The sequence below is a fragment of the Bacillus sp. SIMBA_005 genome (assembly GCF_046535585.1).
Classification (GTDB): domain Bacteria; phylum Bacillota; class Bacilli; order Bacillales; family Bacillaceae; genus Bacillus; species Bacillus pumilus.
This window is the reverse complement of the sequence record NZ_JAWRWI010000001.1, coordinates 484,825-506,896: the sequence shown is the minus strand read 5'-3', so window position 1 is coordinate 506,896 and position 22,072 is coordinate 484,825. Positions and strand designations below refer to the sequence as shown.

The following is a 22,072-nucleotide window of genomic DNA, read 5'->3' as shown; positions in this document are numbered from 1 at the left end:
TTAGTGTCCATATATATTGGTACTTTCTGATTCTAAAGACAATTGGTGTCAACTACATCATTTTTCAACAGTGATTTTTTTATCACTTTTTTGTGGGTGAATTGTGGGTTGATGCCTGCTTTATTTTGAAACATCCTCAAAAACAAAATCCCCCTGAAGCCAATGGCTCCAAGGGGGTTTCTTTATTAATACTGAGACATATACTGATCGCGTTCCCATGGGTGTACTTGGGTGCGGAACATATCCCATTCGATTTCTTTTGATTCGATGAAGTGCTCGAATAAGTGATCGCCTAGTGCGTTGACCATAACTTCGTTTGACTTGAGCAACTCAAGTGCTTCTGCAAGTGTTGCAGGCAGATCAGAGATGCCGTTTTCAAGACGCTCTTCTTTGTCCATGACATAGATGTTTCTGTCGATTGGTGCTGGTGCGTCTAGTTTGTTTTTGATTCCGTCAAGACCTGCTGCAAGTAATACGCTTAGTGCAAGGTATGGGTTTGCAGATGGGTCTACGCTGCGCACTTCTACACGTGTGCTGATGCCGCGTGATGCAGGGATACGGATTAATGGGCTACGGTTTTGTGCACTCCATGCCACGTAGCAAGGTGCTTCATAACCAGGTACAAGACGCTTGTAAGAGTTCACCGTTGGGTTTGTGACCGCTGTAAAGCTAGTTGCATGCTTAACGATACCTGCGATAAAGTGTCTAGCCGTCTCGCTTAATTGTAAATCTGCTTTTTCATCAAAGAATGCGTTTTTGCCATTTTTGAATAATGATAGGTTACAGTGCATACCAGATCCGTTTACACCGAACAATGGTTTTGGCATGAATGTCGCATGAAGTCCGTGTTTTCTCGCAATCGTTTTAACAACAAGTTTGAATGTTTGAATATCATCACAAGAACGGATGGCGCCTGCATATTTGAAGTCAATTTCATGCTGTCCAGGTGCTACTTCGTGGTGAGACGCTTCAATTTCAAAGCCCATTTCTTCAAGCTCAAGCACGATATCACGGCGGCAGTTTTCACCTAGATCTGTTGGTGCAAGGTCAAAGTATCCACCTTTATCGTTTAGTTCAAGCGTTGGCTCGCCTTTTTCATCTAATTTAAATAAAAAGAATTCTGGCTCAGGTCCAAGGTTGAAATCACTAAATCCTAGGTCTTCCATTTCCTTTAAAACACGCTTTAAGTTATTACGCGGGTCTCCATCAAATGGCGTCCCGTCCGGCTTGTAAATGTCACAAATAAAGCGTGCAACTTTACCTTTTTCAGCTGTCCAAGGGAAAATAACAAATGTGTTGAGATCTGGGTATAGATACATATCTGATTCTTCAATACGTACGAAGCCTTCAATAGATGAACCGTCAAACATACATTTGTTATCAAGAGCTTTTTCTAACTGGCTCACAGGAATCTCAACATTTTTAATCGTTCCGAGAATGTCTGTAAATTGCAGACGGATGTACTTTACGTTTTCCTCATTTACTAATTTTACGATATCTTCTCTTGTGTATTTTGCCATTTCGTAAAACTCCTCCCCTACAAAAGGTAAAATTGTATAGCAATGCTTTTGCTAATTGGTTAACGGAAGAACCTTGACATATCCCCCTGCCTAAAGGTCGTTCCTTGTTGGAAACGTCCAGCCTGAATGAGTTCCTTCTTCAGTAGCTTCCTGAGTTCATCATCTGTCAAGTTGTGCTTCGCTGTGGTTTTCTCCTCGGTCTTTACATCAGACGATGGATGTTCTGCCTCAGCTTTGGCAAAAAGTTTTTTGATTCCTGCCATGTTTACACCTTGTTCGATGAGGTTTTTAATTTCTAGTAATTTATCAACATCATGGAAAGAAAATAATCGGCGATTCCCATCACTTCTTGCTGGAAATACTAATCCATTTTCCTCATAATAGCGAATTTGCCTTGCAGATAATTCTGTTAACTGCATGACAATCCCAATTGGGAATAAAGGCATTGAGCGGCGAATGTTATCACTCATCTCAACTGTCTCCTCCTCTTTGCTTAAATTTATTATATGTCATGTTATATTATGTGTCAACAACATGTTAGGAATATTAACATGGTTTTTTATTGAGCAGGTATGTCGATGAAACCTTGTTCCAATAAGGCATCTACAGCACTACAAATCGCATTTTTCACATGGGCATACGTGAGTCCGCCTTGAACGTAGGCTGTATAAGGCGGTCTGATCGGTCCATCGGCTGACAATTCGATACTAGCTCCTTGGACGAAGGTGCCCGCTGCCATAATGACATCATCCTCGTATCCTGGCATATAGCTTGCATGCGGCGTGACGTGACTGTTAATCGGAGATGCATATTGAATCGCTTGGCAGAATGCAATCATCTTTTTAGGATCTCCAAATTCGACAGATTGAATTAAATCTGTTCTTTTCGCATTCCACGCTGGGTTCGTTTGGAATCCGAGCTTCTCAAGAAAACGAGCCGTGAACACTGCACCTTTTAAGCTTTGCGCCACAACATGCGGTGCTAAGAAAAATCCTTGATACATCTCCTGAAGCGCATAAAGCGAGGCACCCGCTTCACTGCCGATGCCCGGAGATGTCATTCGATAAGAGCAAGCTTCTACCCATTTTTCTTTTCCAACGATGTAACCGCCTGTTTTGGCAAGCCCGCCGCCTGGGTTTTTAATAAGGGAACCCGCCATAAGATCCGCTCCCACATGACATGGCTCTTGCAATTCAGTAAATTCACCATAACAGTTGTCCACAAACACAATAATTTCTTCATTGATCTCTTTTACAAATGAAATCATTTGCTCAATTTCTTCTATTGTAAAAGAAGGTCTTGACGCATAGCCTTTCGAACGCTGAATGCCGATCATTTTTGTTTTAGAGGAGATTGACTCTTTTACTTTGTCATAATCAACGGATCCATCTTGCCTTAAATCAATGGCCTTGTAATCAATCTGGAAGTCTTTTAATGAGCCTGTCCCTTCTTTGCCGCGAATCCCCACAATTTCTTCTAGCGTATCGTATGGTTTTCCCGTCATATAGATCAATTCATCGCCAGGTCTCAGCACACCGAATAATGCAATGGAAATGGCATGTGTGCCGGAAATGATCTGTGGACGCACAAGGCCGCTTTCTCCTCCGAAGACATCCGCATAAATTTTTTCTAGCGTGTCTCTTCCCATATCATCGTAGCCATATCCAGTTGTCGGGTTAAAGTGAGAGTCACTGACTCTATGCTTTCGGTAGCTTTCAAGCACCCGCCACTCATTTTGTTCACTCTTTTGATCAATTTGCTGATGCATGTGTAAAATCTCTTGTTCTGTTTCTGCTGCTACTTTTTCTAAAATACTGCCGTGTTTTAATGTATGAAACATCTTGATTTAATTCCTTTCTTACAACATATACTTCTTGATTTGACCTAATATGGTCTGCTCCTCACCGCTAAACCCGGTGATGTCATAAAGTTCTGCTTCTTTTTGAAATTCTAGTGATTCCACGAGCGTTTCTGATTTTAATGCGGAGATGAGCTTTCCTTCATACGCTGGAATCTTCACATGATATGGTTTTAAAAAGTTTTGTTTCAGTTCTGCCATAATATCCGCTTTTAATCGCTTTATATCTTCTTCGCGTCTCGCACTGATTAATAGATGACGATGCTTTGAAGATGGGATGAAATCCGGTCTGATTTGATCTTCTTTGTTATAAACCGTCAGCATCGGTATACGGTCTGCTTCTAGTTCTTCTAATAACTCATGAACCGTTCGTTCGTGTCCTTCGTAATCCTCATTAGAAGAATCAATGACGTGAAGCAAATAATCAGCTTCCTTCACTTCTTCAAGAGTGGAACGAAATGCCGCAATGAGTGTTGTTGGGAGGTCTTGGATAAAACCAACGGTGTCTGAAATCAGCACACTATAGCCAGATGCTAATGTCATCTTACGTGTCATTGGGTCAAGGGTCGCAAACAGCAGATCCTCTTCATGACTATCTGCATCTGTTAATTGGTTAAACAAAGTAGATTTTCCGGCATTCGTATACCCAACAATGGCAATTTGGAACACACCATTTTTCTTCCGGCGTTCCCGGTATCTTGTCCGGTGTTCTTTGACTGTAGATAATTGCCCGTTAATTTCGTGAATGCGGTTTCGAATATGGCGTCTATCTGTTTCAAGTTTTGTTTCACCTGGACCTCTTGCGCCAATTCCGCCGCCTTGTCTTGAGAGGCTGATCCCTTGTCCGCTTAGTCTCGGCAAGGCATACTGAAGCTGGGCAAGCTCTATTTGCAGCTTCCCCTCTCTTGTCCGGGCTCTTTTTGCAAAGATGTCTAATATCAATTGTGTCCGATCGATAATTTTCACATCTAAGGCAGTTGCCAAAGCTTTTAGCTGACTTGGAGACAGTTCGTCGTTAAAAATAATGACATCACATTCGAATTCCTCACAAAGCACTTCAAGCTCTTCTACTTTCCCTTTACCTATATATGTTGCGCTGTCTTGTCTATTTCTCTTCTGCGTCATTACGCTGACAGCTTCACCGCCAGCCGTTTTGGTTAAGGAAGCTAATTCTTCCATTGAGTATTGAAAGCGTTCATCCGTGACATGCGGCAATTGACAGCCGACAAGGATCGCTTTTTCTGTCATTTCATGTTCATTCAACGTCAGTTGTTTCCTTTCTGTACTTAAGTTTTCAGTAGTACCATCATACCAAACACATCACACGTATACCACTATTCGGATGGTTTATTTTAGTATCTCTTTATAAAAAGGATACGCCATTTTAAGTAGGCGTATCCTCTTTCATTTGGAGATCGTGACTTTTAATCGTCAGCAAATCTTTTTTATCATAATGATCCACAAGCAGGAGTCTCATGGCTTGGGTCCGAATGGCCTTTTCAATCGTGTTTCGCACAAAGCGGCCGTTGCTGAATTTTGCAGGACTCGTGGTGCTTTTAATGTGCATTAAGTAATCTCGCAGTTTCCATTCAGCTTCTTGAGTAAATATATATTCTCTGTCAGCCATCATTCGTTTGGCAATGTCCATGAGCTGATCGACGGTATAATCAGGAAAGCTGATATTGATTGGAAATCTGGATTGCAGGCCGGGATTTAATGATAGAAAATGATCCATTTCCTTGGAGTAGCCAGCAAGAATAAGAATGAATTCGTGCTGTTTATCCTCCATATGCTTTACTAGGGTATCAATCGCTTCTTTCCCAAAATCCTTTTCGCCTCCGCGGGCAAGAGAATAGGCTTCATCGATGAACAAAATGCCGCCTAGTGATTTTTTAATTAAGTCTCTTGTTTTTTGAGCAGTATGACCGATGTACTCCCCGACTAGATCTCCGCGTTCCGCTTCAATTAAGTGACCCTTTGAAAGGACATTCATTTCAAAGAAAAGTTTCCCGACAAGCCTTGCAACCGTTGTTTTCCCTGTGCCTGGATTCCCTTTGAACATCATATGAAGCGCTTGTTTACCTACCTTTAACCCTTGTTCCTGCCTTTTTTGATTGACAAAGATCCAAGCATAAATTTCTTTTATGTTTCGTTTCATTTCATCCATACCGACAAGGCTGTTCATTTCACGTTCTATTTCCCGTAAGATGCTGTGTTTTGCCTCATTTTTCTGCAAGGCTTCTAGGTATTCTGCCTCTGAATCTGCATCAACCAATACTTGCTTTTGTCCGTTAAGTATAATATTGATTTGGCCGTTGTTTTTATATGTGACAGCTCGCTCCAACGTATTCACCTCTCGCTCTTCTCTCTTTATTCTATTCGGGTGGAGCTGTAATCGTGACAATCGCCCGCTTAAGCCCAAGTTTGCTGTCAAAATGACCCGAGATACCGAATATTGTAGGGATTTCTGCGGTTTCCCAGGAAATGATGTGCTATTTCCATTGTATTCATCCCATTTAGGCGGACAAACCAACAATTTGTTTTTTCTTAGAAAAATGTAGCTTTCTCATCACAAATTGTGCAGAAAAGAGTCTCAATGATTTCCGCATTTTGTACAGGCAATTTTTCTAATTTCTCATAAAATAAAGACGAGGTGATGAATAGATGGTGAAAATTTTTATTGATCCAGGCCATGGAGGAACAGATTCTGGAGCTGCTGCGAATGGACTTTTGGAGAAAAATATCACCCTGCAAATCGCGATTTTATTGAGAGATATGTTGATTAGTGATTATGATGACGTTTCCGTCCGCTTAAGTCGTTCAAATGACCAATCCGTCACTTTGACCCAGCGTACAAATGCAGCAAACAGCTGGGGAGCTGACTATTTTGTATCTATTCATATTAATGCAGGCGGGGGCACAGGTTTTGAAAGCTATGTGTATCCTGGCGTTTCAGCACCGACCACCACGTATCGAAATGCCCTTCATGATGAGATTGTTCGCTCAGTGGATTTTGCCAACCGCGGCAAGAAAACAGCGAACTTCCACGTTCTTCGAGAAACTTCTATGCCCGCTATTTTAACAGAGAATGGTTTCATTGACACGGCAGCTGATGCAAATAAGCTTCGTAACGCGACCTTCCTTCAAGGCATCGCTCGCGCTCATGCCACTGGATTAGAGAAAGCCTTTCAGCTGAAAAAAAAAGCAAGTAATCTTTATAAAGTACAGGCTGGAGCTTTCAAGGTGAAAGCCAATGCAGATGAGTTAGCAGCCACACTGAAATCCAAAGGCTTTGACGCCTTCGTTGTATTAGAGGGCGGCATGTTCCGAGTACAAGCCGGAGCTTTTCGTACAAAGCAAAATGCGGATGACCTCGTCGCAAGATTGAAACAGGCCGGTCATGACGCATTCGTTTTCCAATAACTGAAGCTGTTATAACGAAATAAACCGGCTCAAGTCTGCTGCTGAGCCGGTTTTTGATTGCTTCATTTATGCTAAAATGTTCACGACAAATTGAGACCACGTTTCAAGTCGATCGAAGTATTCAGGCTTTTTCAAATCAGATGCTTTCATCCATTTTCCTGATATTTGATCTGTTTCTTTCACTTCTACATGAGCACCTGGAGATAATTCAAGCGCTGATAACAGTCCAATGTGCACACGGCCTACACTGTTGTCATCATCATTAATTAATCCAAGGGTTTTCATCTCAAGTTTGTCTTCTTCTTGAATAGAAAGTTCCTCGTCTAGCTCACGATCCGTATTTTCTTTTAGAATTTCAGCAAAGTTTTTGCCTTCGATGAAATTCATGTGACCACCAAAGCCAAGAGATAACTTATGATGCAATCGAGTCTCTCCCCCGCCTTGAAGCCTTTCATATACATACACTTCGTCTTCACGCTTAATCACGACATAAGGAATCGGCTGCTTGAAGTCAGGATTTTCTTCCGCATCGCCTCTGCGCATCTGCTCGAAGTGCTCTTCGATTTCTTTCATCATTGTATTGATTGTTTTCTCTTCACTATTCACACCATTAAACGCAAGCGTTTCGTTTTGGAATACGCGTGTGCGCGGTGCAACTAGTATGATTTCATCCATTTTTCCCATGTTCGGTAACCTCCAGTATGTAACGCATTGTATGAAATGGCAAAAAGCCAAAACGAGTGATGCGTTTTGACTTTTACGCCTTGCTTATGATTCATCTCCAAAGAAGAAGTCGTCATCTTTTAATGGCTCCACCGTTGCTTTTTTGTAGCCATTCCCTTTCATTGAGAAGAAGTCATGCGATTTTGTTTTTGTATTAAGTCCGTTCAATACAATTGGATTGATCTCTTCTTCTTCAAAGTAAGGGGCAAATCCAAGGTTCATTAACGCTTTATTGGCATTGTAACGAATGAACTTTTTCACATCATGCGATAAATTGACTTGGTCATATATATCTTCCGTGTAATGAAGTTCATTTTCATAAAGCTCGTTCAATAGGTCAATTGAGAAATCATATAGCTCTTTTTGCACGTCAGGTGTTTGTTTGTTGTAAATTTCTTGTGCTAATAGTCCAACGTATACACCATGAATCGCTTCATCACGCAAAATCAAGTTGATGATTTCACCACTTTGCATGAGCTTACCTTGTCCATAGAAATAAAGCGGGTAGTAAAAACCACTGTAAAATAGGAAACTTTCTAAATAAACAGAAGCAACCATTGCTTTAAAGAGAGAAATCGGATCGTCCTTTTGAATTGAACGGTATAAACTGACAATCATATCTGCTTTCTTTTGCAAGAATTTATTCTTCTTCACCCATTCAAACACTTCACTGATCGTTTCAGTTGGTGCGAGTGTCATGAAGATATTTGAGTATGATTTCGCATGTACCGCATTTTCCATCATCGCCATAAAGTTTAATACCGCTTTACGCTGATGACCTTCTACATGTTCAGCCACTATCGGCATCCCTGTGTTTCCTTGTTCTGTATCAAGTAAAGTCAGTCCAGCAAGTACCTTCATGTACGTATCTTGCTCTTTTTCACCTAAATATTTCCATGTCAAGAGATCCCCGTTTAAGGAAATCTCTTCCGGAAGCCAGAACTGCTTCACATTTTGGTTGTAAAACATTTGTGTAAAATCGTCTTCGTGTTTTGACCAGTTGGCTGCATCATAAATTTTTGTCACGTTAAACTCTCCTTTAATCAAACAACACAAGAAAGACAGCCTTCCTGCCCTGTATCCTTCGTTCTTGCATAATAAAGTGTCTTAATGCCTTTATGGTGTGCATACAGATCGATGCGGTTTAAGTCACGCGTTGTCATCGTATCTTTCAAGAATAGTGTAAAGCTGATTCCTTGATCAACGTGCTGCTGAATCGTTGCGATCATATCGACCACTTTAAACATATCCATATCGTACGCTTCTTTATAGAAGAACCAGTTTTGCGCTGAAAGACCTGGCATTGGGTAATACGTTTTGCTGTTGCCGTATGTTCTTTCTTCGATACGTTCCATAATTGGCATAACAGAAGCTGTTGCCGATTGCACATAAGAAATGGAACCTGTTGGTGCAATACATAAGCGGTAGCTATGGTACATGCCATTTTCCGCTACAAAGTCTTTGAGTGCTGCCCAGTCTTCTTTTGTTGGAATGTGCATGCCTTCAAATAATGCTGCTGCTTTTTCTGTTTTTGGTGTGAAATCATTCTCCACGTATTTATTGAAGTACTCGCCCGTTGCGTAGCCTGAGCCTTCATAACGATGGAATGTTTCTCCTTTTTCTTTTGCAAGCTCACTTGAGCGTTTAATTGAATAGTAGTTCACCATCATAAAGAATGTATTCGCGAAGTCTCTTGCTTCTTCACTTTCATAGGCGATTTGGTTTTGAGCCAAATACCCGTGAAGGTTCATCGCGCCAAGTCCGATTGATTTCATCGCTTTGTTCGCTTTTCGAACAGCTGGTGCATTGCGAATATCTGTTGTTTCAGATACAAGCGTTAATGAATCTGTTGCTAGTTTGACCGTTTTTTCGATCGATTTGTTTTTCATGACATTCATGATATTTAATGAGCCAAGGTTACAAGAAATATCAAGACCAATTTCATCTTCTTGATCATAGTCCGCGTAAGAAGAGACCTCTGAAGCTTGAAGCACTTCTGAGCAAAGGTTTGAGAATTTCACTCGTGAAATATGGTTTAATGCATGCTCTCTATTCACGTTATCTTGGAACATGATATATGGATAGCCTGATTCTGAACGAAGAACAGCCAATTTTTCAAGAAGCTTTCTCGGATTGACTTTTTCTTTTTTGACTTTCGGGTTTTCTACAAGCTCATCATACATTTCTTCCATATCCATCTCATCAAGATGCTGTCCATATTCTTTATAGACTGTGTGCGGATAGAAGGTATAAGCTGTTTTATCTTCTCTTGCAAGCTCGATAAATTTATCGGGGATGACGACACCGATGGACAATGTTTTCACGCGAACATCTTCATCTGCAGAGATTTTTTTTGTATCTAAGAAATCATTAATATCTCTGTGGAAAATATTGAGGTACGCACTGCCTGATCCTTGTCTTTGTCCCATTTGATCTGCATATCTGAATGCATTATCAAGAAGCTTCATCACGCCAACGACACCTTTTGTCGCGTTTTCAACATCTTTAATTGCTTCGCCTTTTGCACGAAGTTTTGACAAGTTCAAGCTGACGCCGCCGCCTAATTTTGAAAGCTGCATTGAAATATCAATCGCTCTTGAAATATCGTTTAATGAGTCATTCACTTCAAGCAAGAAGCAGCTCACAAGCTCACCGCGTCTTTTACGCCCAGCGTTTAAGAATGTTGGTGTACTTGGCTGGTATTCCTGATTGATCATCAGTTCTACAAACTCAAGGGCTTTTTCTTTATCTCCGCCCGCAAAGAAAAGCGCTACAACTGAAATGCGGTCTTCATAGCGTTCAAGGATTTTCTTTTTATCATTTGTTTTCAGTGCATAGTCGTTGTAAAACTTAAACGCACTCATGAATGATGGGAATCTAAATTTCTTCGCATATGCAGCTTCGAATACTTCTTTAATATCTGCCATGCTGTATTGTCTTAAAAATTCTTCTTCATAGTAATCGTTTTCTATTAAGTAATCAATCTTCTCTTCTAAGTTGTGAAAGAAGACTGTGTTTTGATTAATATAATCTACGAAATAACTATGTACAGCTTCTTTGTCCTTATCGAACTGAAACTTTCCTTCTTTTTGAATCATAATCTCGTTATTTAATTGTATCCACTTTGGAACCTGATTTTGTGACAATTCTTTCTACCTCCTGTGTAAACAATTCAACATCCCTTTTTGTTCCGCTTAGTTCAAAGGTGTGCAAAATAGGAACTTGATATTGTTTAGAAATCGTATCGGCGCTTTTGGCAAAATTATCTCCCCACACTTTGTTTCCACTCACCGCTACACCTAGTAAAAGGTGAGCATTTTTCTCTAAAAAAGATTGAGTGGTACTAGGGACTTGTCCAAATCCTGTCGTAAAGGTGACGAGAATAAACGGCGTATCCAAAAACTCTTCTCCAGTCAATTTTCGTTTGTCTGTAAAGGGGGTCTTGTCCAAAAAGCGTTGAACATTTCCTGTTTTTGAATCAAATACGATTTGAATCAATTCCATCACGACCTAGTTTTTAGTATTGTTGATCATTTCGTTATTCACTATATATAGTATACTATGTTTTTTTAAAACACAACATATAGATGTTCGAAACGAAAAAAATCAACCAACCCGGCCGAACATTCATAGCCGAACTCGTACGTTCAAATAAATAGAGCAGAACAGGATCTAAAAATAGACTGCTCTACTCTCTATTCAACTGAAACCGAAATCTATCATAACACGAAAAAAAATCGCTTAGTAGACTAGACTTTTTGTTTTATTTTTTGTAGGCATCGCACTGTAAATCTTCTGACACTTCTGTAATTTCCACTTCAACACCTAATTCTTTTAGCACCGCTTCAAGCGCAGAGACGATTGAAGCTTCTCTGACTAATTCTTTCCCATTTACAGAAACACTCGTTCCATATTCGAAGCAGGAGTCGTCTTCACAAGTTTGTTCCCAATGATTAATTTTAATTTTGTGTGTCATGAACTCATCCTTTTCTGTCTAGATGTCTAATGCATGATTATAGTGTAGCGACTTCACATTCATTTGTAAATTTACGTGCTTACTCTTCCACAGAATCGTCATCATCATAATCTTCGTCCCACTCATCTATGTATTTTGTTTTAATAAGGGTCAGTTCTCCCTCTTTTTCATCAAACCGGTACACATGTACTTCATCATCTTTCACAACAGCAAAGTGATTATTTTTTAGTGCAACAGCTGATTGTAACAGACCTTCTATATCTCCATGATCATCTTGATTAGAATAGTTATGCCAGCTTTCCTGCCTGGATTCAATGTTTGAAATGGCGCACGATCCAAATAAGACAACAATCCCAATTAGTAGAAGGATCACTCTAATCCTTCTTAATTCAAGCTCTGCATTTTCCATATCGTTCCCCTCACCTTTCTTCATATCCAATAAGGGATTATACGCAAAATAGACAGAAAGGTTTCACGGCATGCAAAATAGCCCCTCTGCACTGACAAAAACGTAGCGGGTTCCGGCCGGTTTATTCGCAGATGCATGGGGCTATTAGGTCGAACATATCCTATTCTAATTCTAGATTTACATTCTTTTGAGGTGCAAATGTAGAAATAGCATGTTTATAAATAAGCTGCTGCTTCCCTTCTGTTTCAAGCAGCACCGTGAAATTGTCAAATCCTTTCACTTGACCGCGAAGCTGAAAGCCATTCAGTAAGAATACTGTGACAAATGTATTGTCTTTACGAATTTGATTCAAAAATTGGTCCTGAATATTAATCGGTTTCATGTTTCGTCCTCCTTGATTCTGATAACTACAGTTTCGCTTTAAGTCCAAGCTTTCCTGCTATATATGCGAAAATTTCCTCCTTTTTGTCTGAAAAGTGGCAAGGCGGTGTCATGTCGAACCAAGTGACATCCATTTTATTACGGAACCACGTGAACTGACGCTTCGCATATCTACGGGAATTTTGCTTTAATTGCTGGATAGCTTCATCAAGTGAGTAGTCACCTTGAAAATACGCATACAGCTCTTTATAACCAATCGCTTGAACTGATTGACAATCCTTCAAGCCAGATTGATAAAGTGCGCTCACTTCCTCAATTAAGCCTTCATCTATCATCATATCAATTCTTTTATGAATGCGCTCGTACAAAAGCTCTCGATCCATTTTCAGCCCAATGAAGGCTGTATCATAAAGAGGAACTTCTTGATGACCATTTTGCATTTCCGACATTTTCTGACCTGTTGTATGGATCACTTCAAGCGCCCGGATGACGCGGCGGACATTATTTGGATGAATGGCTTTTGCAGCATCAGGGTCTACTGCCTTTAGTTTTTCGTGCAGCTGAAGGGAGCCATGCTGCTGTTCAAACAGCGCCATTTCTTCTCTAAAAGCAGGGTCACTTTTCTCATCGGTAAATGTGTAATCATATAAAACAGATTGGATATACAAACCTGTTCCGCCGACGATCATGGGTGTTTTCCCTCTAGCGGCAATCTCTTTGATTTTCATACGGACCAGCTGCTGAAATTCAGCTGTAGAAAAGGATTCATCTGGCTCTTTAATATCAATTAAGTGGTGAGGGACATCATCCATTTCTTCAGGGGTGATTTTAGCTGTTCCAATGTCCATTCCTTTATAAATCTGCATAGAATCACCACTGATAATTTCTCCATTAAATGCTTTGGCTATATGAATGCTCAGTTTTGTTTTGCCGACAGCGGTCGGTCCTACTAATACAATCACTGGTTGTTTCGTTTTTTTCATAACATCACTCTCTTTTACAAACTGCCTACAGTATAGCATAACTTCTCTTACTCTCCTATATACGGTCTATCACCAGCCGAGTGGTTCATTTCCGACCACTTCGTACGTCTTTCCTTTTAAGCGATGCGTATGCGTCGGCCGCTCCTCGTCCGGACTATAGACGACTCCTCCGTATGGAATAGGGACAGAATCGTTATAGGCAGAAAATGTGACTTCCTCAATCTCGTGATAGTGCGTACCATCCAATCTCGGTATCGCAGGTCCTGTGACGCCGTAGTATCTGTGGAAATGTCCTCTCTCAAAAGAGGTGACCCCGCGATAGTAATGAGTATGCTGATCGGTACTGCTTCCATTGACAGGCTGAGAAATACCTTCTATTAAATGATAATGCTCTTCTGTTACATCCGTTCGTGCTTTATAGGCATGAGCATGCGGCGGGCATTTAGCCCAATCAGACGGATACAGGCCCATTTTTAACATTCCTCCTTATAATAGGCGTTCACCCAAACACATATAGGCCAATCGAATACACTGATGTCAGTTACAGTGATTTTATGTGAGAGGAGCCTTTTTTTATGAATTATTTTGATGCACAGCCATTTATGCAAGAAGACATGAGAAGACCTTTTGGTTTTGGGTTTGGACGCCCGGGTTTTGGGTTTGGGAGACCCGGATTTGGGTTTGGGAGACCTGGATTCGGTTATGGTAGACCTGGATTTTTCGGACCTCCATTTTTAGGTGGTTTTGCTGGAGGTCTGCTTGCTGGGTCTCTGCTTGCACCAGGCTATGGCTATGGGTACCCTTATCCGCCTCCGTACCCGCCATATGGACCATACCCTTATTATTAAATATGACGATTTAGCGAAAAAATCTGTTCATCAAATGAATCGATTGACACACTCGTTTTTGATGGGTTAACATTTACTTTACCGACCGTTCAGTAAAGTAGGTGTTTTTTTTATGTCTAAAACCAAAAAAGAGCAAATCTTTGATGCAGCTGCCCGCACGATTTTAGTAGAAGGATTAAGCCAGCTTACCCTTCAGCAAGTGGCAGAGCATGCACATATGACCAAAGCCGGCCTGCTTTATCATTTCGCAAGCAAGGAAGAGCTCATCCAAAAAATGAATGAGCACGCGATTCTTTGCTTTCGTCAGCAGCTCGAAACGTATCAAGAAACTTACAAACATGAAAAAGCGCCTTATGTCCGTGCATATATATCGGCAACATTACATGATCTTGATCATCAAAATACGATTCAGCTATGTACAAGTATGCTGGCTACTATGTCATTTGATGAAGCGTTGTTGAACCCTTGGCGTGATTTTTATGCAGAGTTCAAAGCGAAAGCAGCTGAGGAAATTAATGACCCTGCATTGAGCCAGCTGATCCGTCTTGCATGTGATGGAATATGGTTTTCAGAAATGTTTCAGCTTGAACCGCTGAACCGAGAGGAAAAAGCCCTTTTACTTCACCGGATTTTACACCTATTAGAGGAGGGAACATGATGATCCTCGGATATCTTTTTCTAGCTGTGGCCATTTTTTCAGAAGCCATTGGCGCCGTGATGTTAAAATTCTCAAATGGCTTTACTCGCTTTAAGCCTAGCGCTGTCGTTGTTGCTGGGTATACACTTGCTTTTTATATGCTGTCATTGACACTAAATATCATTCCGCTTAGCATGTCTTACGCAACATGGTCTGGGGTTGGTACAGTCCTCACGGCTATTTTTGGCGTGCTTTTTTTCAAAGAAACCTTGAACCAAAGAGCAATTATTGGGATGGCAATGCTTGTCTCAGGGGTCGTACTTTTAAATATGTCATAAAGGATGTGAGAGATCATGAAAGGAATGCTCTATTTAACAGGGGCTATTTTAACGGAGGTTTTTGGCAGTACGATGCTGAAGCTTTCCCAAGGTTTTTCGCAACTATTACCGAGTATTGGAGTCCTGATTGGATTTGGGTGTGCCTTTACCTTCCTCAGTCTAGCACTTAAAACGATTGACCTTTCGTCTGCTTATGCGACATGGTCTGGCGTTGGAACAGCACTCACTGCTCTTATCGGACTCGTGCTATTTAACGAAACCATTCACATGAAAGGCTTCATTGGTCTTGCATTAGTGATATGCGGTGTGATTGTCTTGAACCTGTCAAAAAAACAAAAGGAAGAAAACAAAGAACAAATCAATCAAACCGAATGGATGTCATAAAAAAAGTCATTTTCTCCATTTCATTAAGAGAAAATGACTTTTTGTTTTTACCCGCCGACTTGAATGGTTTCTTCTAAGGAAATGTCCACATTTCCTTGAACAGCTCTTGAGATCATACATGAGCTTTCGGCTTTGTGAGCAAGCTTGCGGGCAAGCTCAATATCTTGCGGAGAAGCAGAGGCTTTGAGGATAATGACAGGCCGATGAATGATTTTTTCATATGTAAACACACCATTTGTCACATCGACGACAGCCTCAGAACTCATCGTGAGATCCTCTTTTTCTAATTGGCTCCGCTCCATCATAGCGGCAAGTGTAATAATATAACACGTAGCCGCTGCACCTAAGAGCATCTCATCTGGATTTGTCCCACTGCCGGGACCGTCCATTTCTTTTGGAATTGAAATGTTCGTTTTTAACTGTTCGCATGAGATTGTACCCACACCGTTACGCAGGCCAGGCCAGCTCGCCTGAAGATGAAAATGATGACGCGCCATATTCGTCTCTCCTTTTGTTATCACTTTTTATAGTGTAACAAGAATTCACGCTGCTTGTCTTAACATGTGCACCATTTTTATGTATATTCCTCATCAAGCACTGTCCGAATCGCCCTGACATACCGGTAGAACGTCTCGTTTTTTGTACTCGACCGCCGCCGAAAGTCAAAACTGTCAAATAAAGCTTCACGCTGACTTCTACTAATCTCTAGCTGTACACTTTGCCCTGTTTTTGTAAGATTATTAATATTATGATTGCTTGTTCCGCTCAGGGTTGCGTGTGCGACAGCCAGTTCAGCAGAAAATCCATTCCGCTCTAATGAGTTCACTATTTTCTCTGCACGGTCGTAATCTGTTCCGCCAACGAGTGTATGGTCAATGCCTTCCTCACCTTTGTAGCCATGCACTGCTAAGATATAATCGTGTGCTTTTGCCTGCGCGACGCCGACTGGCTCATCAAAATTTGTACTTGTCACATGAAGTTCTGACGCATTCTCTCTTAAACCTTCAAACAAATACGTAGAGAAATCATTATCAAAAAAATGGACGATCTCGCTCACGCCGCCTTCAATTCTCCCCCCATGGGGTGACATCACAAGAAGACGGCTTCCAGGCACTGGGTTGGATGTAATCTGATAGCTGCTTGTTGATTCATTTTCTTCTAGTTCTTTAAAATTGCGATAAATATCATTTGAACCGCTTTCGTCTTCCCCACCTGATGACACTGGCTCATCATGTTCCTGTGCTTGCATTGTATAATAAACGCCCCATCCGATCGCAAGCAGGAGAAGCAAAGCAAAAAACTTCTTCATTCCCGTTCTCCTTTAACAGATTTCTAAGCCGTTTCTATGATTTATATTGAATCATCATTTCTTTTCATTTTTTCCACTTTTTCTCTTCAAATTTGATCATAACACTCTAGTTGATGAGATTCCTCAAAAATAAGATAATTGCATTTATATACACAGAAACGCCTCTCCTATTTGAAAACAGAGTTAGAATAGTATGACAGACAAATGAAGTTATGTTTAAAATGACCTAGTTCTATCCAGTCTGTTTTCTTTAATTTGGCTACTTTTTATATGGATTTGATTTTTCCTCTCTGTGACAAGTCACATTTGTATGAGCATTGACCCTGTCTACCCCCTCCTTTTTTTCTGCAAAATCGTTTGTTTCACCGGTTCTCTAAGAAGAACTCTCCCACCTATCATCGGCTGATTCTACATGTTTTCCACCTTTTTCTATTATTTTACAAAATGTAAGCGCTTTTCTTTTCATCAGAAATGAGTAAGCCGCCAATATGAAGAAAAGAAGGGACAAGAATCCGAACCAAGCACCTCTTATTCTCATAACGTAAGAGTGTACAAGAATGGATAGCTAGAATGGAGGGCATCACATGTTTGGATTTTCTATGGTGCAAATGGTCAGAACACATGCTAGTAAACTGGATCAACCTTTAAGAGAGACCGTCCTTCACCTTTATAAGCCTTTTAAATGGACGCCATGCTTTCTTCATCGTTTCTTTGAAGGAAGATTAAAGAAGAGAAAGAAGCTTCGTGTGATTATTGAATTTAAGGAAGGCGCGGTCGAAGCAGGGATTCAAAGCACAAAACAGCTCATGAAAAAAAGTAGAAAAACAAATATCAAACGGCACTTTTCACATATCGACTGCTGCGCTGCAGACCTAACACCAGCTGCTTTAGAGGAGCTGTTAGCAAATGGTGAGCATATTCGTAAAATTTATTTAGACCGGAAAGTTCATGCACTTCTGGATGTGGCCACACAAGCCAGTCACGCGGATGAAGTCATCCGAAACGGTACAGCCTTAACAGGGGAAGGCATTACGGTCGCTGTCATTGATACAGGAATTTATCCGCATGAAGATCTAGAAGGAAGAATTCGCGATTTTGTGGACTTAGTCAAGCAGAAAACAAAGCCTTATGATGATAACGGGCATGGCACTCATTGCGCTGGAGATGTAGCTGGAGACGGAGCGGCCTCAGATGGCTTGTACAAAGGACCTGCTCCAAAAGCTCATTTAATTGGCGTAAAAGTATTAAATAAACAAGGGGCTGGATCACTTTCTACTATAATAGAAGGGGTTGAATGGTGCATCCAGTTCAATGAAGATCACCCTGATGATCCGATTCATATTATGAGTATGTCACTAGGCGCAGATGCTCAGCGTTATGATGACGAACAGGACGATCCGATGGTGCGTGCTGTCAATGCCGCTTGGAATAAAGGCATTGTTGTATGCGTCGCAGCCGGAAACTCTGGTCCTAACAGCCAAACGATTGCGAGCCCTGCCGTCAGTCAAAAAGTGATTACGGTTGGCGCTTTTGATGACCGGAATACACCAGAATCGAACGATGATATTGTGGCACCATTTTCAAGCAGAGGTCCTACTGTTTATGGGGAGACAAAGCCTGATATCCTTGCACCGGGAGTAAACATTGTCTCCCTCAGATCACCAAGATCCTTTCTAGATAAACTCGATAAATCAAGCAGAGTCGATGATGATTACACGACGTTATCTGGCACATCTATGGCAACACCGATTTGCGCTGGTATTTGTGCTCTTTTATTAGAGCATTCACCAGATTTAACGCCCGATGAGGTCAAAACCCTGTTAAAAGAAAGCACAAGCAAGTGGTCTGGGGATGACCCGATGATTTACGGGGCAGGTGCCATTGACGCAGAAAAAGCCATCAAAGAATAAGTAAAAAAAGCCCTTTACGTTGATTCGTAAAGGGTGTTGTTTTTGTCTGTTATTATGTGTGAAGTCTTTCATCTACTTGATCAGCTGACATGTTATGCTTCGTTCTCATACATCTCATCTCCTTTTTGAATGTGCGTACGCGCTTCGATCACAATCTCAAAAAAAGTGGAGGATTCCTTGTACATGTCGCGTTCCTTATAATAATTAGCCGCATCAAGTGCTAATTCCTCTAAATCAGCAAACATTTTTTTGCTTCGCAGTCCAAAAAGTGCCGATCTTAATTGCTCACAGCTGTCTTTTTCTATATAAAGCGCCTGTAAAAATTGAAATTTCAACTGATAAATTTCATCATCCAATAAACAAGCCTCGTTCATTCCTTTTCGTATAGCCTCGCCCGCCCGCTCGATATCTCCGAGCTTAAACCAGGTGAGTGCAAGTGAAAATAATGATTTGATCATCGTGGATGCTTGATCTTTTTGATAAAGGGAAATGGCTTGTTCAAAAAAGACTGTCGCCGTATGGTACGTTCCCATACTATAATGACAAGCTCCTAAGTTATTAAGAGCCATTGCTTTAAAATAAGATGTGCACTCTTTCCGCTCCATCGCTTCACAGACCTTTAACGCTTTTTCTAAGTAAGGAAGCGCTTTTTGGTGCTGACTCACATCAATCCAATTACCTGCCATGACAAAATCACATTGAATGCTTCTTTTTCCATAAAGCTGATGTTTCTTATAAATGTCTCTTGCTTTTTTAGCATAATGCATGGAGAAATAAGTTTGTTTCATATGATAGTATACTTCAGCGATTTTATAATAAAATTCCGCTTTTTCAATCTCATCTGTCACTAAAATCAGTTGATGTTCCGCATGCTTGTAATAGGAAATGGCCTCGATATACCGGCGCTGGATAAACGCATACATTCCATGGAAAAAATGAAAGTAATAGCCGAGTAAGCCTGTCATCTCATCTTCTCCATCTTCCATTTCTTTCGGAAAAGACACGGCTTGAAGTGTTTCACTCCCTGCATGGACTGGCGTTAAATGCTGAAGCATCAGTTGATGGCGAAAATCCATTAGAGAATAATATAGAAGTAAATCTTGATCCTCTTCCATCTCATGAATTTCTTCTTCAACAAGGCGCTTCATATCGTTTGCTTGTTCGACTTCAAATTTGCAAATATGCGTGTACCATTGATTGATCTTTACACCTACTTCGGAAGATGGTATTTTGTGTGCCATCCACTTCAGCCCCATTCTATCATATCAAACTGATAACTATTATTTTACATAATTTATGTTTTTAAGGCAAATTGTAAGTTATTGCATATTTTATGTTTATTTCGCATATTTCTATCTTTTTTACCAAGTTCAAACAGAGTACTTCTACCCATCAAAACGATTTTTCTACGATGATGGGTCAAATTCTCTTAATACTTCTTTTAAAGCACGGATATAACGTCTGAATGCTTTTTTCTTTCCTTTTCTCGTATCAAAATTGTCGAAAAAGGCCTCTCTCTGTGCCGTACTAATTTCTAACTGAACACTTTCACCACTTTCATTTCGATTATTAATATTTTTAGGATCTGTCCCTGAGAGCCGTTCGCCTTCTTGCACCATTTCTGCAGAAAACCCTTGACCTTTTAATTCTCGTACAACTGCTCTTTGCATTTTTTCGTTTGTCCCGCCAACTAGCGTGTGCCTTTTATCACTTTTGTAGCCGTGGATGGAGATAGAGAAGGGGTACGTTTTAATCATTTGGACCAATATCGGTTCATCAAACTTGGTGCTTGTAATATGCAAATCCCGATTATTCTCTTGTTTCGTTCCCTCAAACAAATACGTCGAGTATCTTTGTTGAAATGCTTCTACAATTTCACTTGTTCCTGGTTCAATTTCCCCTCCATGAGGTGAAAAGACAAGTAAATCACTTCCGCCCTTTTCGTGAAATTCTATTTCATAGCCTTCTCTTTCATGCCGGATAAGCTGTTTAAAGCTGTCATATTGATCCCCTTTTTTTCGCTCTTTTTGATACTTTTCTACCTCTTCTTGATGTTGCTTTTGCTCTTTTTTTTCTTGAACAGAATGGCTGCATTTCACCATTAAAAGAGCACACAGGATCAGAAAGATGAATCCACATATCAGTAGTCTTTTCATTTCACCGCTCCTTTTCATTCTCTTAGGTGTCATCTTATCGCATTATTTTACTATCAATGGCTAACAGAATTCAAAGGTTGTCCGGCTCATTTAAATGAATCAGGAGAACTTTCCTGTTTTTTTATGCCGCTCTAGGTATTTCTGACTTCTTTGCATCATTCGCTTCTTGCATAAAAACTGCATCGTATGACCTCATTTTCGTTTTAGTTAAAATCACCCACAAAAATGAAGATGTTTTTCTGATTTCAAACAAAAAAGCCATAAACCGAAGGGATACCCTTCTGTTTACAGCTCATTATTGTATATCCATCATTAAATTCTTAGTTCATTCTCTATAGCTGAAAGGACTTCATCTTGTGACAGCCCTTGTGCGAGAGAAATTTCACTCACTAACATGCCTCGCGCATCTTCAAGCATTTTCTTTTCACTTGAATTTAATGCTTTCTTCTGATTTCGTCTCATCAGATCTTTGACAACGTCTGCACCATCTTCGATCGCACCTGTTTTTAGCTTTTTCATATTTTCATCATATCTTTGCTTCCAAGTAAGCGTGTCGTCGTTTGTTTCTTCTGCAAAATTGTTCATCACAACTTTCAGCGTTGCTTGATCTGCTACCTGACGTATACCTAGTTGATTGATTCTGCCTCTTGGGATCATCATCTGCATATTCGGCATTTGAATCAGAAAATATTCTTCCGTCTTACCTAAAATTTCTTTTTCTTCCATTCCTTCAATCACACCGGCACCATGCATAGGATAAACAATTTTATCACCTATTTGAAACAAATCCGCCACCTCCGAAAGTATTCACTTTATCATTATAACACATTTCATCGGTGGATAAAAATTTATATTTTATCATGTTATTTTAGCACTAGTCAATTCTTTTCATTTGAGTTTTGCAGAAAAAGCCTTTTTTTACAGAAGATGCGCCACCATCCAGTCCCCTTGTCTTATTCTTGCATATACTAGCATTGAGTCACATTTAGGAGGGATGACAATGTGCAAATGCAAGTGCAAACATTCCCACTCAAACTGTTATAAAAAGCATGACGATCATCGCCATGTTGATCCATGTAAAGAAAAGAAGTCTTATCATAAAAAAGATGATTGGTTTGAGAGCGATTTCTGGGATACTTCTAGAAGCTACGATCCCTATTACTGTCCTAAAAGTGTCTGCAGCAGCTGTAAGAAGCGTCGCAGAAGAAGACACAGCA

At 40.4% G+C, this 22,072-nt stretch carries 25 protein-coding genes; 6 read left to right on the top strand and 19 right to left on the bottom strand.

Features of this window, described 5'->3' with window-relative positions; translation table 11 throughout:
* Nucleotides 1-185: 185 nt before the first annotated feature.
* From glnA to spoVK, 5 genes are all read right to left on the bottom strand, one after another.
* Nucleotides 186-1,520: a type I glutamate--ammonia ligase gene (gene glnA / locus SB660_RS02640; protein ID WP_058013910.1), complete on the bottom strand. Its 1,335-nt coding sequence runs from the start codon at nucleotides 1,518-1,520 to the stop codon at nucleotides 186-188.
* A gap of 59 nt (nucleotides 1,521-1,579) precedes the next feature.
* Nucleotides 1,580-1,990 (bottom strand): MerR family transcriptional regulator, encoded by a 411-nt coding sequence (locus SB660_RS02635; protein WP_058013911.1) that lies wholly within the window; start codon nucleotides 1,988-1,990, stop codon nucleotides 1,580-1,582.
* Nucleotides 1,991-2,079: 89 nt separating this feature from the next.
* Nucleotides 2,080-3,360 (bottom strand): methionine gamma-lyase family protein, encoded by a 1,281-nt coding sequence (locus SB660_RS02630; protein WP_268497880.1) that lies wholly within the window; start codon nucleotides 3,358-3,360, stop codon nucleotides 2,080-2,082.
* Between the two features lie 18 nt (nucleotides 3,361-3,378).
* Nucleotides 3,379-4,641 carry a GTPase HflX gene (hflX, locus tag SB660_RS02625; RefSeq protein ID WP_061407896.1) on the bottom strand — a complete coding sequence of 421 codons (1,263 nt, stop codon included), beginning with the start codon at nucleotides 4,639-4,641 and terminating at the stop codon, nucleotides 3,379-3,381.
* A 121-nt stretch (nucleotides 4,642-4,762) separates the two neighbouring features.
* The gene (gene spoVK, locus SB660_RS02620; RefSeq protein WP_003211912.1) at nucleotides 4,763-5,722 is read right to left on the bottom strand and encodes a stage V sporulation protein K; all 960 of its coding nucleotides are present in this window, start codon (nucleotides 5,720-5,722) and stop codon (nucleotides 4,763-4,765) included.
* A 320-nt stretch (nucleotides 5,723-6,042) separates the two neighbouring features.
* On the opposite strand from spoVK, the gene SB660_RS02615 reads away from it, so the two are divergent.
* Nucleotides 6,043-6,801, top strand: a complete 759-nt coding sequence (locus SB660_RS02615; RefSeq protein ID WP_410581196.1) for an N-acetylmuramoyl-L-alanine amidase — start codon at nucleotides 6,043-6,045, stop codon at nucleotides 6,799-6,801.
* A 66-nt stretch (nucleotides 6,802-6,867) separates the two neighbouring features.
* Here the strand turns inward: SB660_RS02615 and SB660_RS02610 are convergent, their stop codons facing one another.
* From SB660_RS02610 to SB660_RS02570, 9 genes are all read right to left on the bottom strand, one after another.
* Entirely contained in the window at nucleotides 6,868-7,485 is a 618-nt protein-coding gene (locus SB660_RS02610; protein WP_180308969.1) for a hypothetical protein, read from the bottom strand.
* A gap of 84 nt (nucleotides 7,486-7,569) precedes the next feature.
* The gene (gene nrdF, locus SB660_RS02605; protein WP_058013917.1) at nucleotides 7,570-8,550 is read right to left on the bottom strand and encodes a class 1b ribonucleoside-diphosphate reductase subunit beta; all 981 of its coding nucleotides are present in this window, start codon (nucleotides 8,548-8,550) and stop codon (nucleotides 7,570-7,572) included.
* A gap of 17 nt (nucleotides 8,551-8,567) precedes the next feature.
* Entirely contained in the window at nucleotides 8,568-10,670 is a 2,103-nt protein-coding gene (gene nrdE, locus SB660_RS02600) for a class 1b ribonucleoside-diphosphate reductase subunit alpha (protein WP_058013918.1), read from the bottom strand.
* The gene (gene nrdI, locus SB660_RS02595; protein WP_008360380.1) at nucleotides 10,630-11,022 is read right to left on the bottom strand and encodes a class Ib ribonucleoside-diphosphate reductase assembly flavoprotein NrdI; all 393 of its coding nucleotides are present in this window, start codon (nucleotides 11,020-11,022) and stop codon (nucleotides 10,630-10,632) included. The genes nrdE and nrdI overlap by 41 nt, the downstream gene beginning before the upstream one ends.
* 265 nt (nucleotides 11,023-11,287) lie before the next feature.
* A complete protein-coding gene (locus SB660_RS02590) occupies nucleotides 11,288-11,500 on the bottom strand; it encodes a hypothetical protein (RefSeq protein ID WP_003212415.1) in 213 nt (70 codons plus the stop codon).
* Nucleotides 11,501-11,579: 79 nt separating this feature from the next.
* A complete protein-coding gene (locus SB660_RS02585; protein ID WP_058013919.1) occupies nucleotides 11,580-11,909 on the bottom strand; it encodes a YmzC family protein in 330 nt (109 codons plus the stop codon).
* 160 nt (nucleotides 11,910-12,069) lie between these two features.
* Nucleotides 12,070-12,291 carry an RNA chaperone Hfq gene (hfq, locus tag SB660_RS02580; protein WP_003211269.1) on the bottom strand — a complete coding sequence of 74 codons (222 nt, stop codon included), beginning with the start codon at nucleotides 12,289-12,291 and terminating at the stop codon, nucleotides 12,070-12,072.
* A 25-nt stretch (nucleotides 12,292-12,316) separates the two neighbouring features.
* Entirely contained in the window at nucleotides 12,317-13,273 is a 957-nt protein-coding gene (miaA, locus tag SB660_RS02575; protein ID WP_061407882.1) for a tRNA (adenosine(37)-N6)-dimethylallyltransferase MiaA, read from the bottom strand.
* 69 nt (nucleotides 13,274-13,342) lie between these two features.
* Nucleotides 13,343-13,744 carry a YmaF family protein gene (locus SB660_RS02570; RefSeq protein ID WP_169056557.1) on the bottom strand — a complete coding sequence of 134 codons (402 nt, stop codon included), beginning with the start codon at nucleotides 13,742-13,744 and terminating at the stop codon, nucleotides 13,343-13,345.
* Between the two features lie 104 nt (nucleotides 13,745-13,848).
* Here SB660_RS02570 and SB660_RS02565 point away from each other — a divergent pair, with 104 nt between their 5' ends.
* The 4 genes from SB660_RS02565 (at nucleotide 13,849) to erbB (ending at nucleotide 15,480) form a co-directional block, all read left to right on the top strand.
* On the top strand, nucleotides 13,849-14,121 hold the full coding sequence (locus SB660_RS02565) for a hypothetical protein (protein ID WP_058013922.1): 273 nt from the start codon (nucleotides 13,849-13,851) through the stop codon (nucleotides 14,119-14,121).
* A 112-nt stretch (nucleotides 14,122-14,233) separates the two neighbouring features.
* Nucleotides 14,234-14,779 (top strand): TetR/AcrR family transcriptional regulator, encoded by a 546-nt coding sequence (locus SB660_RS02560; protein ID WP_410581191.1) that lies wholly within the window; start codon nucleotides 14,234-14,236, stop codon nucleotides 14,777-14,779.
* Nucleotides 14,779-15,096, top strand: coding sequence for an SMR family multidrug efflux transporter EbrA (erbA, locus tag SB660_RS02555; protein ID WP_003211368.1), 318 nt, complete (start codon nucleotides 14,779-14,781; stop codon nucleotides 15,094-15,096). The genes SB660_RS02560 and erbA overlap by 1 nt, the downstream gene beginning before the upstream one ends.
* A gap of 15 nt (nucleotides 15,097-15,111) precedes the next feature.
* Nucleotides 15,112-15,480, top strand: a complete 369-nt coding sequence (erbB, locus tag SB660_RS02550) for an SMR family multidrug efflux transporter EbrB (protein WP_306821863.1) — start codon at nucleotides 15,112-15,114, stop codon at nucleotides 15,478-15,480.
* A gap of 47 nt (nucleotides 15,481-15,527) precedes the next feature.
* On the opposite strand, the gene SB660_RS02545 is transcribed toward erbB, so the two are convergent.
* Together SB660_RS02545 and SB660_RS02540 are read right to left on the bottom strand one after the other, a co-directional pair.
* Nucleotides 15,528-15,977, bottom strand: a complete 450-nt coding sequence (locus SB660_RS02545; RefSeq protein ID WP_410581188.1) for an OsmC family protein — start codon at nucleotides 15,975-15,977, stop codon at nucleotides 15,528-15,530.
* A 77-nt stretch (nucleotides 15,978-16,054) separates the two neighbouring features.
* Nucleotides 16,055-16,789: a poly-gamma-glutamate hydrolase family protein gene (locus tag SB660_RS02540; protein WP_058013927.1), complete on the bottom strand. Its 735-nt coding sequence runs from the start codon at nucleotides 16,787-16,789 to the stop codon at nucleotides 16,055-16,057.
* A gap of 584 nt (nucleotides 16,790-17,373) precedes the next feature.
* On the opposite strand from SB660_RS02540, the gene SB660_RS02535 reads away from it, so the two are divergent.
* Nucleotides 17,374-18,699 (top strand): S8 family peptidase, encoded by a 1,326-nt coding sequence (locus tag SB660_RS02535; RefSeq protein WP_410581186.1) that lies wholly within the window; start codon nucleotides 17,374-17,376, stop codon nucleotides 18,697-18,699.
* 92 nt (nucleotides 18,700-18,791) lie between these two features.
* Here SB660_RS02535 and SB660_RS02530 read toward each other — a convergent pair whose 3' ends face one another.
* From SB660_RS02530 to SB660_RS02520, 3 genes are all read right to left on the bottom strand, one after another.
* The gene (locus SB660_RS02530) at nucleotides 18,792-19,940 is read right to left on the bottom strand and encodes a response regulator aspartate phosphatase (RefSeq protein ID WP_410581184.1); all 1,149 of its coding nucleotides are present in this window, start codon (nucleotides 19,938-19,940) and stop codon (nucleotides 18,792-18,794) included.
* A 165-nt stretch (nucleotides 19,941-20,105) separates the two neighbouring features.
* On the bottom strand, nucleotides 20,106-20,855 hold the full coding sequence (locus tag SB660_RS02525; protein ID WP_410581182.1) for a poly-gamma-glutamate hydrolase family protein: 750 nt from the start codon (nucleotides 20,853-20,855) through the stop codon (nucleotides 20,106-20,108).
* A gap of 312 nt (nucleotides 20,856-21,167) precedes the next feature.
* Entirely contained in the window at nucleotides 21,168-21,641 is a 474-nt protein-coding gene (locus SB660_RS02520; protein ID WP_180308976.1) for a CarD family transcriptional regulator, read from the bottom strand.
* Nucleotides 21,642-22,072: the final 431 nt, after the last annotated feature.

Excerpts from the sequence above, each read along its gene's own strand:
- SB660_RS02545 (WP_410581188.1), bottom strand. The coding sequence starts at position 15,977 with ATGGCGCGTCATCATTTTCATCTTCAGGCGAGCTGGCCTGGCCTGCGT.
- SB660_RS02630 (WP_268497880.1), bottom strand. The coding sequence starts at position 3,360 with ATGTTTCATACATTAAAACACGGCAGTATTTTAGAAAAAGTAGCAGCA.
- erbA (WP_003211368.1), top strand. The coding sequence starts at position 14,779 with ATGATCCTCGGATATCTTTTTCTAGCTGTGGCCATTTTTTCAGAAGCC.
- hfq (WP_003211269.1), bottom strand. The coding sequence starts at position 12,291 with ATGAAACCGATTAATATTCAGGACCAATTTTTGAATCAAATTCGTAAA.
- SB660_RS02610 (WP_180308969.1), bottom strand. The coding sequence starts at position 7,485 with ATGGGAAAAATGGATGAAATCATACTAGTTGCACCGCGCACACGCGTA.
- SB660_RS02590 (WP_003212415.1), bottom strand. The coding sequence starts at position 11,500 with ATGACACACAAAATTAAAATTAATCATTGGGAACAAACTTGTGAAGAC.
- SB660_RS02530 (WP_410581184.1), bottom strand. The coding sequence starts at position 19,940 with ATGGCACACAAAATACCATCTTCCGAAGTAGGTGTAAAGATCAATCAA.
- SB660_RS02570 (WP_169056557.1), bottom strand. The coding sequence starts at position 13,744 with ATGGGCCTGTATCCGTCTGATTGGGCTAAATGCCCGCCGCATGCTCAT.
- miaA (WP_061407882.1), bottom strand. The coding sequence starts at position 13,273 with ATGAAAAAAACGAAACAACCAGTGATTGTATTAGTAGGACCGACCGCT.
- SB660_RS02560 (WP_410581191.1), top strand. The coding sequence starts at position 14,234 with ATGTCTAAAACCAAAAAAGAGCAAATCTTTGATGCAGCTGCCCGCACG.
- erbB (WP_306821863.1), top strand. The coding sequence starts at position 15,112 with ATGAAAGGAATGCTCTATTTAACAGGGGCTATTTTAACGGAGGTTTTT.
- SB660_RS02565 (WP_058013922.1), top strand. The coding sequence starts at position 13,849 with ATGAATTATTTTGATGCACAGCCATTTATGCAAGAAGACATGAGAAGA.
- SB660_RS02635 (WP_058013911.1), bottom strand. The coding sequence starts at position 1,990 with ATGAGTGATAACATTCGCCGCTCAATGCCTTTATTCCCAATTGGGATT.
- SB660_RS02540 (WP_058013927.1), bottom strand. The coding sequence starts at position 16,789 with ATGAAGAAGTTTTTTGCTTTGCTTCTCCTGCTTGCGATCGGATGGGGC.
- SB660_RS02615 (WP_410581196.1), top strand. The coding sequence starts at position 6,043 with ATGGTGAAAATTTTTATTGATCCAGGCCATGGAGGAACAGATTCTGGA.
- SB660_RS02585 (WP_058013919.1), bottom strand. The coding sequence starts at position 11,909 with ATGGAAAATGCAGAGCTTGAATTAAGAAGGATTAGAGTGATCCTTCTA.
- glnA (WP_058013910.1), bottom strand. The coding sequence starts at position 1,520 with ATGGCAAAATACACAAGAGAAGATATCGTAAAATTAGTAAATGAGGAA.
- SB660_RS02535 (WP_410581186.1), top strand. The coding sequence starts at position 17,374 with ATGTTTGGATTTTCTATGGTGCAAATGGTCAGAACACATGCTAGTAAA.
- SB660_RS02525 (WP_410581182.1), bottom strand. The coding sequence starts at position 20,855 with ATGAAAAGACTACTGATATGTGGATTCATCTTTCTGATCCTGTGTGCT.